Source organism: Variovorax sp. FW305-3-2-15-B-LB1, from assembly GCF_058787635.1.
In genome coordinates this window covers 126,288-138,413 of the sequence record NZ_JBYSZY010000003.1, presented here as the reverse complement: position 1 = coordinate 138,413, position 12,126 = coordinate 126,288, and the positions used below count along the sequence as shown (strand labels likewise).

At 69.2% G+C, this 12,126-nt stretch carries 14 protein-coding genes; 1 reads left to right on the top strand and 13 read right to left on the bottom strand.

From position 1 onward, the window contains the following. Nucleotides 1–5 precede the first annotated feature (5 nt). The 8 genes from AC3WQR_RS03300 to lexA form a co-directional block, all read right to left on the bottom strand. Nucleotides 6–1,112, bottom strand: coding sequence for a phosphotransferase (locus tag AC3WQR_RS03300; RefSeq protein WP_492741150.1), 1,107 nt, complete (start codon nucleotides 1,110–1,112; stop codon nucleotides 6–8). A gap of 12 nt (nucleotides 1,113–1,124) precedes the next feature. Beyond that, nucleotides 1,125–1,844, bottom strand: coding sequence for a Crp/Fnr family transcriptional regulator (locus tag AC3WQR_RS03295; RefSeq protein WP_062471540.1), 720 nt, complete (start codon nucleotides 1,842–1,844; stop codon nucleotides 1,125–1,127). A 60-nt stretch (nucleotides 1,845–1,904) separates the two neighbouring features. After that, nucleotides 1,905–2,684, bottom strand: a complete 780-nt coding sequence (locus AC3WQR_RS03290) for an oxepin-CoA hydrolase, alternative type (RefSeq protein ID WP_070060542.1) — start codon at nucleotides 2,682–2,684, stop codon at nucleotides 1,905–1,907. An 11-nt stretch (nucleotides 2,685–2,695) separates the two neighbouring features. Beyond that, nucleotides 2,696–4,216: a 3-hydroxyacyl-CoA dehydrogenase gene (locus tag AC3WQR_RS03285; protein ID WP_070060543.1), complete on the bottom strand. Its 1,521-nt coding sequence runs from the start codon at nucleotides 4,214–4,216 to the stop codon at nucleotides 2,696–2,698. 133 nt (nucleotides 4,217–4,349) lie between these two features. Beyond that, entirely contained in the window at nucleotides 4,350–5,510 is a 1,161-nt protein-coding gene (locus tag AC3WQR_RS03280) for an MFS transporter (RefSeq protein WP_492741149.1), read from the bottom strand. 4 nt (nucleotides 5,511–5,514) lie between these two features. Continuing rightward, a complete protein-coding gene (locus AC3WQR_RS03275) occupies nucleotides 5,515–6,522 on the bottom strand; it encodes a D-2-hydroxyacid dehydrogenase family protein (RefSeq protein WP_062471528.1) in 1,008 nt (335 codons plus the stop codon). A 158-nt stretch (nucleotides 6,523–6,680) separates the two neighbouring features. Continuing rightward, nucleotides 6,681–7,064, bottom strand: coding sequence for a hypothetical protein (locus tag AC3WQR_RS03270; protein WP_492741148.1), 384 nt, complete (start codon nucleotides 7,062–7,064; stop codon nucleotides 6,681–6,683). A gap of 140 nt (nucleotides 7,065–7,204) precedes the next feature. After that, nucleotides 7,205–7,888 carry a transcriptional repressor LexA gene (gene lexA / locus AC3WQR_RS03265; protein WP_062471522.1) on the bottom strand — a complete coding sequence of 228 codons (684 nt, stop codon included), beginning with the start codon at nucleotides 7,886–7,888 and terminating at the stop codon, nucleotides 7,205–7,207. A gap of 73 nt (nucleotides 7,889–7,961) precedes the next feature. On the opposite strand from lexA, the gene AC3WQR_RS03260 reads away from it, so the two are divergent. Further along, a complete protein-coding gene (locus AC3WQR_RS03260; protein ID WP_492741147.1) occupies nucleotides 7,962–8,948 on the top strand; it encodes an asparaginase in 987 nt (328 codons plus the stop codon). 30 nt (nucleotides 8,949–8,978) lie between these two features. Here AC3WQR_RS03260 and adk read toward each other — a convergent pair whose 3' ends face one another. From adk to AC3WQR_RS03235, 5 genes are all read right to left on the bottom strand, one after another. Then, on the bottom strand, nucleotides 8,979–9,635 hold the full coding sequence (gene adk, locus AC3WQR_RS03255) for an adenylate kinase (RefSeq protein WP_492741146.1): 657 nt from the start codon (nucleotides 9,633–9,635) through the stop codon (nucleotides 8,979–8,981). Nucleotides 9,636–9,770: 135 nt separating this feature from the next. After that, the gene (kdsB, locus tag AC3WQR_RS03250; RefSeq protein ID WP_492741145.1) at nucleotides 9,771–10,544 is read right to left on the bottom strand and encodes a 3-deoxy-manno-octulosonate cytidylyltransferase; all 774 of its coding nucleotides are present in this window, start codon (nucleotides 10,542–10,544) and stop codon (nucleotides 9,771–9,773) included. After that, nucleotides 10,541–10,723: a Trm112 family protein gene (locus AC3WQR_RS03245; RefSeq protein ID WP_013541700.1), complete on the bottom strand. Its 183-nt coding sequence runs from the start codon at nucleotides 10,721–10,723 to the stop codon at nucleotides 10,541–10,543. Before AC3WQR_RS03245 ends, kdsB begins: the two co-directional genes overlap by 4 nt. Further along, nucleotides 10,704–11,699, bottom strand: a complete 996-nt coding sequence (gene lpxK, locus AC3WQR_RS03240; protein WP_492741144.1) for a tetraacyldisaccharide 4'-kinase — start codon at nucleotides 11,697–11,699, stop codon at nucleotides 10,704–10,706. The genes AC3WQR_RS03245 and lpxK overlap by 20 nt, the downstream gene beginning before the upstream one ends. Further along, nucleotides 11,700–12,125 (bottom strand): ExbD/TolR family protein, encoded by a 426-nt coding sequence (locus AC3WQR_RS03235; protein WP_062471507.1) that lies wholly within the window; start codon nucleotides 12,123–12,125, stop codon nucleotides 11,700–11,702. Nucleotide 12,126: the final 1 nt, after the last annotated feature.

Genomic DNA, 12,126 nt, shown 5'->3' with positions numbered 1-12,126 from the left:
GCTGGCTATGCCTTTTGGGCAAATTGCCAGGCCATCTCGGCCATCGGCCGTGCGCCACGGGCGGACGCCACGGCTTGCTCGCTCGATGCAGTACCGGCTTCGACCCGTTTCGCAATGCCCTGCAGGATGGCGGCCATGCGAAACAGGTTGTAGGCCTGGTAGAAATTCCAGTCGGGCGCCAGCGCCTCGGGCGTGCTGATGCGCGTGCGCTCGCAGTAGCGGGCGATGTATTCGCTCTCGGTGGGAATGCCCAGCGCCGCCACGTCCACGCCGCCGATGCCGCGGCCGGTGGTGGGGGGCATGTGCCACGACATGCAGTGGTAGCTGAAGTCGGCCAGCGGATGGCCCAGCGTGGAGAGCTCCCAGTCGAGCACCGCGATGATGCGCGGCTCGGTGGCGTGGAACATCACGTTGTCCAGGCGGTAGTCGCCGTGGACGATCGAGACCTTGCTTTCGTCGCGTGCGCTCGCCGGCATGTGGGCGGGCAGCCAGTCGATCAGGCGCTCCATGGCCTCGATGGGCTGCGAGAGTTCGCCGGCGCCGTCGGCCGAGGCCTTGTACTGTTTGCTCCAGCGGCCGATCTGGCGCTCGAAGTAGTTGCCGGGCTTGCCGTAGTCGCCCAGGCCGCGGGCGGCGAAGTCGACCGTGTGCAGCGCCGCGATGACGCGGTTCATCTCGTCGTAGTAGGCAGCGCGTTCGGCGTTGCTGAAGCCGGGCAGCGACTGGTCCCACAGCACGCGGCCCTGCATGAACTCCATGATGTAGAAGGCGCGGCCGATGATGGACTCGTCTTCGCACAGGCAGTACATGCGCGGCACGGGCACATCGGTGCCCTGCAGGCCGCTCATCACCTTGTATTCGCGCTCGACCGCATGGGCCGAGGGCAGCAGCTTGGCGACCGGACCGGGCTTGGCGCGCATCACGTAGCTCTGCGTGGGCGTGACCAGCTTGTAGGTCGGGTTGGACTGACCGCCCTTGAACATCTCGACCGTCAGCGGACCCTGGAAGCCCTCGAGGTTCTTTTCGAGCCAGGCCGCGAGCGCGTCCACGTCGAAGGTGTGCTGTTGGGACACCGCGCGGGTGCCGATGAAACTGGAGAAGTCCTGGCTCATGTCGAATCTTTTTTAGTTGTCTGCTTCAGAGATGTGCATCAGCGCCGAGCGGTCCAGCACGACCAGTCCGGCCGGCTCGATCCGGATGGTGCCCTCGCGCTCCATCGTCTTGAGTTCCTGGTTGACCCGCTGGCGCGAGGCGCCGAGCAGCTGCGCGAGTTCTTCCTGCGCCAGTTGCAGGCCGATGCGCGTCTGGCTGCCGTCGTCCAGGTTGGGCACGCCATAGCTGCGCACCAGGTGGATGAGCTGCTTGGCCAGGCGTGCGCGCAAGGGCAGGGTGTTGAGGTCTTCCACCAGCCCGAACAGCGTGCGGATGCGGCGTGCCTGCAGCCGCATCAGCGCTTCGTACAGCTCGACGTGCGTGGCCAGGATCTTCTGGAAGTCGGCCCGCGCCACGCACAGCACGGTGGTGTCGCCGTGCGAGTACGTGTCGTGCGTGCGCCGCTCCCCGTCGAACATCGCCACGTCGCCGAACCAGATGCCCGGCTCGACGTAGGTCAGCGTCACCTGCTTGCCCGACACCGCGGTCGAGCTCACGCGCAACGCCCCCTTGGCACAGGCGATCCAGTGCTCGGGCGGGTCGCCGCGCGCGGCGAGCAGGTCGCCGTCCTTGTAGCGTTTGACAAAGGCGCATCGGAGGATGTCGTGCCGTAGCGATGGAGATAGGGAAGAAAACCAGCGACCACTGTTGATCGCTTCACGTTCTTCGATGGTAAGAATGGGGTCGTCCATGGTCTGTCCTCTCGGCGACTGAAAAGCTGTGGGGTGTCTCGGGAGCGACGCCGTGAGGCGTCACTCGTAGCGTGGCGGTGTCTTGTCGAGGAACGCGGCAATGCCGATGCCCGCGTTCGCGTGGTGCAGGTTGCGCACGAAATGATCGCGCTCCTGCGATAGCTGCGACGCCAGTGTGGCGCCGCGCGCGTCGCTCAGCAGCTCCTTGATGCTGGCCAGCGAATTGGGTGCGCGCGCGTTCAGGCGGGTGGCCAGGGCCATCGCGCCGGCCAGTGCCTGCCCGCTGTCGGTGAGCTCGTTGACGAGGCCGAAGGCATGCAGGCGCGCGGCCTCGATGCGCTCGCCGTTCATCAGCCATTCGCTCGCCAGCTGGCGCGGCAGCGCCTGCCCGAGGTGCCAGCTGAGGCCGCCGTCGGGCGACAGCGCCACGTTGCTGTACGAGGCCGCGAACACGGCGTCGCGAGCGGCCACCACGAAGTCGCAGGCCAGCGCGAGCGAGAAGCCGGCGCCGGCCGCCGCGCCCTCGACGGCCGCGATGACCGGCTTGGGAAAGGTGCGGATCGAGTCGATCCAGTTGTGCAGGCCCTCGATGCTCTCGGCCTGCACCGAGCGGTCGAGCTGGCGGTTGGCCAGCAGCCGCTGCAGCGAGCCGCCGGCGCAGAACCAGGCGCCTTCGCCCACGATGACGACGCTGCGGATCTCGTCGCTGCTCTCGGCGCCGTTCAGCGCCTCGATGCCGGCGGCATAGATCTCGGGGCCCAGCGCATTGCGCTGGGTCGGGTTGACGATGGTCAGCACCATGGTGCTGCCTTCGCTGGTGCTCTTGAGTTCGGCGGTCATGGTGTGCGTGCTTATTCTTCTTCGTGCAGCAGGCTCAGGCCCAGCGCGCCGCGGCGGCGCAGCCACGGGCTCGGGCGATAGCGCGGGTCGCCGTAGACGGTCTGCAGGTTGAACAGCACCTCGAGCATGTTGGTCGGCCCGTACAGGTTGCCCATGGCGAGCGGACCGCGCGGGTAGCCCAGGCCCAGCTGCACGGCGGTCTCGAGGTCGGCCGGCGTGCACACGCGCTGCTGGCACATGTCGGCGGCGATGTTGACGATGGCGCCGATCACGCGCTGCGTGACGAAGCCGCCGCTGTCGCGGATCACGCTCACGGCCTTGCCGTCGCGCGCGAAGAGGGCGTGCGCGGCGTCGCGCACGTCGCGGCGCGTGGCCGGGTTGGTGGCGAGCACGCGGCGCTTGGTGGCGGCGTCGTCGATCAGCATGTCGATGCCGACGGTGCGCGTGGCGTCCAGCCGCTCGACGGCCGCGACCGTCGTCACGTCGAAGCCCAGCGGCGCGACCAGGATGATCGACTGCGGTGCGGGAGCGCTGCCGCTGTCGATCTGCGCACCCAGCGTGTTCACCAGGCGCAGCAGCTCGGCGCGGCGCGCGGCACGCGGCGACACCCAGACCGCGGGCGTGCCTTCGATCACCGGCGCCGGCGCTTCGGGCGTTTGCTGCATCACGCCGTCTTCATAGCGGTAGAAGCCTTCGCCAGTCTTGCGGCCGAGTGCGCCGGCGGCCAGGCGCTGCGCGGTGATCACGCTCGGGCGGAAGCGCGGCTCTTCGAAGTACTGGTGGTAGATCGACTCCATCACCGGGTGCGACACGTCGAGCGCCGTGAGGTCGAGCAGCTCGAACGGGCCGAGGCGAAAGCCGGCCTGGTCCTTCAGGATGCGGTCGATGGTGGCGAAGTCGGCCACGCCTTCGCCGACGATGCGCAGTGCCTCGGTGCCGTAGCCGCGGCCCGCGTGGTTGACGATGAAGCCGGGCGTGTCCTGCGCCTGCACGGCGCTGTGGCCCATCTGCGTGGCGTAGCCGGCCAGTTTCTGGCAGACCTCGGGCGAGGTCTTGAAGCCCGCCACCACCTCGACCACCTTCATCAGTGGCACGGGGTTGAAGAAGTGGAAGCCCGCAAAGCGCGCGGGGTGCTGCAGGCCGGCCGCGATGGCCGTGACCGACAGCGACGAGGTGTTGGTGACCAGCGTGGCGGTGGGCGCGACCACGTCTTCGAGCTCGCGAAACAGCGTGCGCTTGACCTCGAGGTTCTCGACCACGGCCTCGACCACGAGGTCGCAGCCTGCGAGCGCCTGCATGCCGTCGACCGCCTTCACGCGCGCCACATAGGCGTCGCGCGTGGGGGCGTCGATCTTGCCCTTCTCGTGCAGCTTGTTCCATTGGGCGGCGAGGGCTTCGCGGCCGCGCTCGGCGGCGCCTGCGAAGCTGTCGAGCAGCAGCACTTCGCTGCCGGCCTGGGCGGCGATCTGCGCGATGCCGCGCCCCATGGCGCCGGCGCCGATCACGCCGATTCGGGGGTAGTTCACTGTCATGGGATCAAGGTTCTCATGGGTTGGTGGGTGTCCGGGGCGGCCGTGCCGGCGCGGGTGCGCGACACGGACGAAAGCTCCGATTTTGCAATCTCGCGGGAGGCCCGCGCCCCGGGTGTTACGCGGGGCATCGGATTCAGGCCGGGCGGCGGCTGCGGTCGATGGCGATGCTCAGGCCCATCGCCAGCAGCATCAGTGCAAAACCGACCCGGCTCATCCACTCGGTGGCGTCGTTCGCCAGCAGCCAGCCGCCCAGCGCCGCGCCCAGGGCCTGGCCGATGTAGATGCCCGAGCTGTTGAGCGCCACCGAGCCCGGCGCCAGGGCGGGCGCCAGCCCCACGAGGCGCGCCTGCTGCGAGGAGTTGGTGGCAAAGCAGCCCAGGCCCCAGGGCACGAGCACCACGGCCAGCCACGCCAGCGTGCTGGCCAGCGGCCACAGCAGCAGGCTCAGCGCGATCAGCCCGGTCGTCAGCAGCACCATGCGCCCGGCGCCGACGCGGTCGATGTAGCGACTCACCACCATGTTGCCCAGCAGGCCGAAGGCGCCGAACAGCGCCCACATCAGGCTCAGCGTGTTGGCATCGGCGCCGAAGCCCTGCTTGAGCAGCGGGCCGAAATAGCTGAACAGCACGAACTGGCCGACGCCCTGCAGCGCCGTGACCGACACGATGCCCATCAGTACCGGGCTGCGCAGCACGCGCGACCAGGCGGCGGCCGTGAGCGCGGCGGGCCGGATGCCGCTGGGCAGCGTGAGCCAGACCGAGGCCGCGCTCACGACGCTGAGCGCCGCAATGGCCATGAAGGCCATGCGCCAGCCCAGGTGGCCGCCGATCAGCGCGCCGATCGGCAGGCCCAGCACCGAGGCCACCGACCAGCCGAGAAAGACGAAGGTGACGGCGCGCCCGCGCTGCTCGGGCGGCACCAGCATGCCGGCGCAGGCCGCGGCCTGGGGCGTGAAGATGGCGGGCGCGATCACCGTCAGCATGCGCACCGGCAGCAGCGCGCCGAAGCTGGGTACGAGCGCCGCGACCACGTGCCACGCGGCGTACCAGAGCAGGGTGAGGGCCAGCAGCTTGCGGCGGTCCCAGCCGGCGACCGCGGCGGCCAGCAGCGGGGCGCCCAGGCACATCACGACGGCTGCTGCGCTGATCAGCTGGCCTGCGGTGGCGACTTGGACCGCCAGCGAGGCGCTGATCTCATTGAGGGTGCCCGGCACGACCATCACGCCCGTGCCGATCACGAAATTGCCGGCCAGCAGCGCCCAGAGCGCGCCTCGCTGCGGCGCGGGCCGGCTCATGCGCTCACCGCCGGACCTGCAGCGCGCCGGGGTTCACGATGTTCGTGGGGTTGCCCTTGATGAAGCTCACGACGTTGTCGAACGCCTGGCCGAAGTAGCTTTCGTAGCTTTCCTGCTCGACGTAGCCGATGTGCGGCGTGCAGATGCAGTTTTCGAGGCGCAGCAGCGCATGGCCTTGCAGCGGCGGCTCGCTCTCGAACACGTCGATGGCCGCCAGCCCGGGGCGGCCGCGGTTGAGCGCGGCCAGCAGGGCATCGGCTTCGACCAGCTCGGCGCGCGAGGTGTTGACGAACAGCGCCGTCGGCTTCATGCGCGAGAGGTCTTCGAGCTTGACGAGGCCCTGGGTGTCCTCGTTGAGCCGCAGGTGCACCGACAGCACGTCGGCGGCGGCAAAGAATTCGTGGCGGTTCTGCGCCACCTGGAAGCCGTCGGAGCGCGCCTTGGCGCAGCTGGCCTCGCGGCCCCAGATCACGACCTGCATGCCGAAGGCCTGCCCGTAGCGGGCCACCAGCTGGCCGATGCGGCCGTAGCCCCAGATGCACAGCGTCTTGCCCTTGAGCACCGAGCCCACGCCGAAATTCGGCGGCATCGATGCCGACTTGAGGCCCGACTGCTGCCAGGCCCCGTGCTTGAGGTTGCTGATGTACTGCGGCAGGCGGCGCATGGCCGCCATGATCAGCGCCCAGGTGAGTTCGGCGGGCGCCTGCGGCGAGCCCGAGCCCTCGGCCACCGCCACACCGCGTTCGGTGCAGGCCGTGACGTCGATGTGGCCGCCGACGCGACCGGTCTGGGAAATCAGCTTGAGCTTGGGCAGCTTCTCGATCAGCTGGCGGGAGATCTGGCTGCGCTCGCGGATGAGCACGATGACGTCCGCATCCTTGAGGCGAACCGACAGTTGGCCGATGCCCTTGACCGTGTTGGTGTAGACCTTGGCGGCGTAAGCGTCCAGCTTGGCAGCGCACTGCAGCTTGCGCACGGCGTCCTGGTAGTCGTCGAGGATCACAATGTTCATGGCATGCCATTGTGCCTCGCAGCATCGGCGCGTCGCACGTGTGAACGTTTGGATACCCCGCGCCAGATGGCGCCCGGGAGGCCTGTTTCAGACCGTTAGGGGTGAATCCGCTGTGCGCGTGCGGGGTGCGCAGGCACGACGGGCTCGTTCGCACCTTCTCAGTGCAGGTGGCTGGGGCGGGGCGCGCCGCTGCCGGCTTCTGCGGCTTCCAGTGCGGCGAGCCGGTCGAGTTCGGCGCACACGTCGGCCATGCGGCCGGAAATCACGACCCGGTTGGCGCAGCCGCGCTGCGTGCCTTGGCGGTCGACCACGCGGACCACGCGCAGCGGACGGGCGGGCGCTGCGGCGGCGGATGGCGAACTGACAGGTGCGGAACCGCCAGCGGGGCGCGCCGTGCAGGCCGGGCGAATGGCCACATAGCGAAGGCCGGCGGCAGCGTCGCCGCTCTCACCATGCGACGGGCGGCGGGCGGGCATCCAGCGGGTGGCCAGCGATTGCAGGGGCGACCAGAGGTCGGCGATGGCGAGGAGGGCGATTCCCATGTGAACTCCAAAAAAGTATGAGGTTGAACACAGGCAGGATTTCTTGAATCGGCCACGACAGGGTGATGGCGACTTCGCGCCATACGCCCGCCACCTGTCGCGGCCGGATGAGGTGCTGCGTGTGGGCAGCAGGCCCGGGGCTACATCAGCATCGTGTTGCGGATGAGGCCGACCGCGAGGCCTTCGATCTCGAAGGGCTCGCCGGGCTGGACGATGATGGTCGGGTAGTCGGGGTTCTCGGCGTGCAGCTCGATCACCTGCTTGTTGCGCTTCAGGCGCTTCACGGTGACTTCTTCGCCCAGGCGTGCCACCACGATCTGGCCGTTGCGCGCTTCCTTGGTGGCCTGCACGGCGAGCAGGTCGCCGTCCATGATGCCGGCGTCGCGCATCGACATGCCGCGCACCTTGAGCAGGTAGTCGGGTTGGCGCTGGAAGAGCGTGTTCTCGACGTAGTAGGTCTGGTCGACGTGCTCTTGCGCAAGGATGGGCGAACCCGCCGCCACGCGGCCGATGAGCGGCAGCGCGAGCTGGGCCATGCCGGGCAGCGAGAGCGAGAACTGGTTGCCTTCGCGGTGGCGCGTTTCGTGGAGCGAGCGCAGCGCATCGCCCTTGAGGCGGATGCCGCGCGAGGTGCCGCTGACGAGTTCGATCACGCCCTTGCGGGCCAGGGCCTGCAGGTGCTCCTCGGCGGCGTTGGCCGACTTGAAGCCCAGCTCGTTGGCGATTTCGGCGCGCGTGGGCGGCGCACCGGTGCGTGCGATGGCGCCCTGGATCAGGTCCAGGATCTGCTGCTGGCGGGCGGTAAGCTTCACTGCGAACTGCATAGTGGTTTCCTTGCGGCACTGGCTAGATATCCAGTACCTGTATTTTTAACCAGTTTTCAAAAGTTGACAAGCCATGACTCATTCCTCTTCGTCCGAGACGCGCCGCGTGGTGGTGCTGGGCACCGGCGGCACCATTGCCGGCAAGGCCGCCAGCAGCGGCGACAACATCGGCTACACCGCCGGACAGGTGGGCGTGGCGGACCTGCTGGGCGGCATCGAGGCGCCGGCCGGCGTGACGCTGGTGGCGGAGCAGGTGGCGCAGCTCGACAGCAAGGACATGGACGCCGACACCTGGCGCCAGCTGGCCGCGCGCTGCGCGCACTGGCTGGCGCAGCCTGACGTGGCGGGCATCGTGGTCACGCACGGCACCGACACGCTGGAGGAGACGGCCTTCTTCCTGCACGCCGTGCTGGCACCGGCCAAGCCGGTGGTGCTGACCTGCGCGATGCGCCCGGCGACGGCCCTGTCGCCCGATGGCCCGCAGAACGTGCGCGACGCGCTTGCCGTGGCCTCGACACCGGGCGCGCAGGGCGTGACGGTGGTGTGCGCGGGCACGATCCACAGCGGCCTCGATGTGCAGAAGGTGCACACCTACCGCCTTGATGCCTTCGCGTCGGGCGACGCGGGGCCGGTCGGCTACGTGGAAGAGGGCGAAGTGCGGCGCGTGCGTGCGTGGCCGCAGGGAGCGCCGTTCGATGCGGCGCGGCTGACGGCCGTGTCGAAGCCGTGGCCCCGCGTCGAGATTGTCATGAGCCACGCGGGCGCGAGCGGTGCGATCGTGGAGGCGTTGCTCCTCCCGTCGGCGGAGCCCTTGCGCGGCCTGGTCGTGGCCACGACCGGCAACGGCACCGTGCACCACGCGCTGGAAGCCGCGGCGCTGAAGGCGCAGGACGGCGGCGTGGCGGTACTGCGCGCCACGCGCTGCGCGAACGGACGCATCCTGCCGAAACCCGGTGACGGGCTGCGGGATGCGGGCGCACTCACGCCGGTGAAGGCGCGGGTTACGCTGGTGCTGGAACTCTTGGGAGTGGCCGCCCTGCCGGAGGCGGAGGGCGGCTAGGAGAAAGAGGCTGACGAATCAGCCGCTGAATCAGCTGTTCAGTGCGGCAAGCGCGCGCTGCTTGATCTCGTCGACCGTGCCCACGCCCTGGATGGCGCGGTACTTCGGCGCGGCGGCCGGGTCGGTCTTGGCCCAGGCCGAGTAGTAGTCGACCAGCGGACGGGTCTGCTGGCTGTAGACGTCGAGCCGCTTGCGCACGGTCTCTTCCTTGTCGTCTTCGCGCTGGATCAGCTCTTCACCGGTCACGTCGTCCTTGCCTTCCACCTTCGGCGGATTGAACTTGACGTGGTAGGTGCGGCCCGAGGCCGGGTGCGAGCGGCGGCCGCTCATGCGTTCGATGATGTCGCCGAAGGGCACGTCGATCTCGAGCACGTAGTCGAGCTTGACGCCGGCCGCCTTCATGGCGTCGGCCTGTGGAATGGTGCGCGGGAAGCCGTCGAACAGGAAACCGCCGTTGCAGTCGGGCTGCGCGATGCGTTCCTTCACGAGGTTGATGATCAGGTCGTCGCTGACCAGTGCACCCGAATCCATGATCGTCTTGGCCTGCAGCCCGAGGGGGGTGCCTGCCTTGACCGCGGCGCGCAACATGTCGCCGGTCGAGATTTGGGGGATGCCGTATTTCTGGCAGATGAAGGTCGCTTGCGTGCCTTTGCCTGCTCCGGGCGCGCCCAGCAAAATAAGTCTCATGGTGTCCTCGGAAGGTTCTTAGATTTTGTGTCGCGCCCCATGCGCACCCTCAGGCGCGCCGAGGCGGAATTGCATCGAGGATAGCATGCGTCCCCGTGACAAATTGCCGCCGTCTCCCTCGGGGCGGCCTGCAGCTCACGCAGGCGAGCCGGCCGCGAAGACGGCGCGCACGCGTGCCAGGTCTTCGGGCGTGTCGATCCCGGGGCCCGGTGCCACATCGCTCACATGCACCGCGATGCGGTGTCCGTGCCACAGCGCACGCAACTGTTCGAGCGCCTCGGTGGCTTCGACAGGGGCGGGCGACAGCAACGGAAATTGCCGCACGAAGCCTGCGCGATAGCCGTAGATGCCGATGTGGCGCAGCGGTGCGGGGCTGGGCAGCACAGACGGCGCCGCGCCGCCCGACGAGCCGTCGCGCCACCAGGGGATCGGCGCGCGGCTGAAGTACAGCGCATGGCCTTGTGCGTCGAGCACGGCCTTCACCACGTTCGGGTTCATGAAGTCGGCCAGCGAGTCGATCGCGTGGACGGCGGTGCTCATCGCGGCCTGCGGGCGCGCGGCGAGCGTGGCGGCAACGGCGTCGATCAGCGCGGGGTCGATCAGCGGTTCGTCGCCCTGCACGTTGACGACGATCGCGTCGCCGTCGAGTCCGAGCTGCTCGCAGGCTTCGGCCAGCCGGTCGGTGCCGCTGGGGTGGTCCTGGCGGGTGAGCAGGGCCTCGACGCCGTGCGCCTTGCAGGCGTCGATGATGGTGGCGTCGTCGCCGGCCACCACCACGCGGGCGGCGCTGGACTGGCGGGCACGTTGCGCTACGCGCACGACCATCGGCAGTCCGGCGATGTCGGCCAGCGGTTTATTGGGAAGTCGCGTCGAAGCCAGCCGGGCCGGCACCAGAACAGTGAAACTCACAGGCCCAGCTCTTCGTCGGACAGCGTGCGGGCCTCGTTCTCGAGCAGCACCGGGATGCCGTCGCGCACCGGGTAGGCCAGACGCGCGCTGCGCGAGCAGAGCTCCTGCTTCTCGGCGTTCCAGGTCAGCGGGCCCTTGGTGACGGGGCAGACGAGCAGTTCAAGCAGCTTGGTATCCATCGAGCGATGATAGCTTCGCGTCGAGGGCGGCGAAGAACGCCGGCGAGGGTTCGAAGTGCAGCGGCACGGCGAGCGCGTCGGGCGCCTGGTGCCAGAGCTTGACGGCGTCTTTTTCGGTGCAGACGAGGGGCAGGGCGGGACCGGCCGGGCGTTGCCAGTCGCTGAAGTCGTGGTGATCGGGCAGCGCGAAGGTGTCCGCGAGCGTGAGGCCGTGCGCGCGCAGCATCGTGAAGAAGGCTTCCGGCCGTGCGATGGCGGCGAGCGCGATCACGGGCTGGCCGGTGAGTGTGCTCAGCGGGATGCGTCGACCGTCCTTCGCAAGGGCGTACGGCGCCAGTTCGCGGGTTGCGGTGTAGCCACCGGCGAAGGCAGGCCGCTCGCCGCTGTGCAGCAGCAGGTCGCAGCGACGCGGCCACGGCTCGCGCAGGGGGCCGGCGGGCAGTAGCCAGCCGTTGCCGACACCGCGGTCGTCGAACACGCAGATCTCGATGTCGCGCGCCAGCGCCAGATGCTGCAGGCCGTCGTCGCTGACGATGACCTGCGTGGCCGGGTGCCGTTCGAGCAGGGCGAGTGCGGCCTTGATGCGCTGCCGAGCCACGAAGACCGGCGCGCCGGTGGCATGGTGGATCAACGCGGGTTCGTCGCCGACGTCCTGCGGATCGCTGTCAGCCTGGACTTCACGGCAGTCGTCGGTGCGGCGGCCGTAGCCGCGCGACACCACACCCACCCGCAGGCCACGTGCCTGAAGGTGGCGCACGACCGCCATCACAACCGGTGTCTTGCCGGCCCCACCCGCGATCACATTGCCGACCACGATCACGGGAACCGGCACGCGTCCGGTTTTCTGCCAACCCCATCGGTAGAAGGCGCGCCGCAGCGCGAAGAGGGCGCCGTAGACCTGCGACAGCGGCCACAGCAGGCAGGCCGGCGCACCGCGGCGCAGCCAGGCGTCCTGCAGCCGCGCGCCGGTCGACACTCAGTGACCGGCCTGGGCCGTCGACTGGGCGGCGAAGGTGATCTGCATCAGGCCGGCGCGGCGCGCGGCCTCCATCACCGTCACCACGGCCTGGTGCGGGCTGGCGGCATCGGCGCTGATGATCACGACGCTGTCCTTGCCGCCGGTGGCGGCGGCGCCGAGCGCGGCGGCCACGGTGTCGACGCTGCGGTCCGCCAGCGGCGACTTGTTGATCACGTAGCGGCCGTCGGCCGACACCGCCACGATCACTTCCTTCGGGTAGTCGCGCTGGGCGTCGACGTCCGCGGTCGGCAGCCGCAGCTGCATCTCGGTGAACTTGCTGTAGGTGGTCGACAGCATCAGGAAGATCAGCACGACCAGCAGCACGTCGATGAACGGGATCAGGTTGATCTCCGGCTCGTCGCGCGCGCCGTGGCGAAACTGCATG

What these genes read in the sequence shown, in the direction of transcription:
- AC3WQR_RS03300 (WP_492741150.1), bottom strand. Translation starts at nt 1,112, where the DNA reads ATGAGCCAGGACTTCTCCAGTTTCATCGGCACCCGCGCGGTGTCCCAA.
- AC3WQR_RS03295 (WP_062471540.1), bottom strand. Translation starts at nt 1,844, where the DNA reads ATGGACGACCCCATTCTTACCATCGAAGAACGTGAAGCGATCAACAGT.
- AC3WQR_RS03290 (WP_070060542.1), bottom strand. Translation starts at nt 2,684, where the DNA reads ATGACCGCCGAACTCAAGAGCACCAGCGAAGGCAGCACCATGGTGCTG.
- AC3WQR_RS03285 (WP_070060543.1), bottom strand. Translation starts at nt 4,216, where the DNA reads ATGACAGTGAACTACCCCCGAATCGGCGTGATCGGCGCCGGCGCCATG.
- AC3WQR_RS03280 (WP_492741149.1), bottom strand. Translation starts at nt 5,510, where the DNA reads ATGAGCCGGCCCGCGCCGCAGCGAGGCGCGCTCTGGGCGCTGCTGGCC.
- AC3WQR_RS03275 (WP_062471528.1), bottom strand. Translation starts at nt 6,522, where the DNA reads ATGAACATTGTGATCCTCGACGACTACCAGGACGCCGTGCGCAAGCTG.
- AC3WQR_RS03270 (WP_492741148.1), bottom strand. Translation starts at nt 7,064, where the DNA reads ATGGGAATCGCCCTCCTCGCCATCGCCGACCTCTGGTCGCCCCTGCAA.
- lexA (WP_062471522.1), bottom strand. Translation starts at nt 7,888, where the DNA reads ATGCAGTTCGCAGTGAAGCTTACCGCCCGCCAGCAGCAGATCCTGGAC.
- AC3WQR_RS03260 (WP_492741147.1), top strand. Translation starts at nt 7,962, where the DNA reads ATGACTCATTCCTCTTCGTCCGAGACGCGCCGCGTGGTGGTGCTGGGC.
- adk (WP_492741146.1), bottom strand. Translation starts at nt 9,635, where the DNA reads ATGAGACTTATTTTGCTGGGCGCGCCCGGAGCAGGCAAAGGCACGCAA.
- AC3WQR_RS03245 (WP_013541700.1), bottom strand. Translation starts at nt 10,723, where the DNA reads ATGGATACCAAGCTGCTTGAACTGCTCGTCTGCCCCGTCACCAAGGGC.
- AC3WQR_RS03235 (WP_062471507.1), bottom strand. Translation starts at nt 12,125, where the DNA reads ATGCAGTTTCGCCACGGCGCGCGCGACGAGCCGGAGATCAACCTGATC.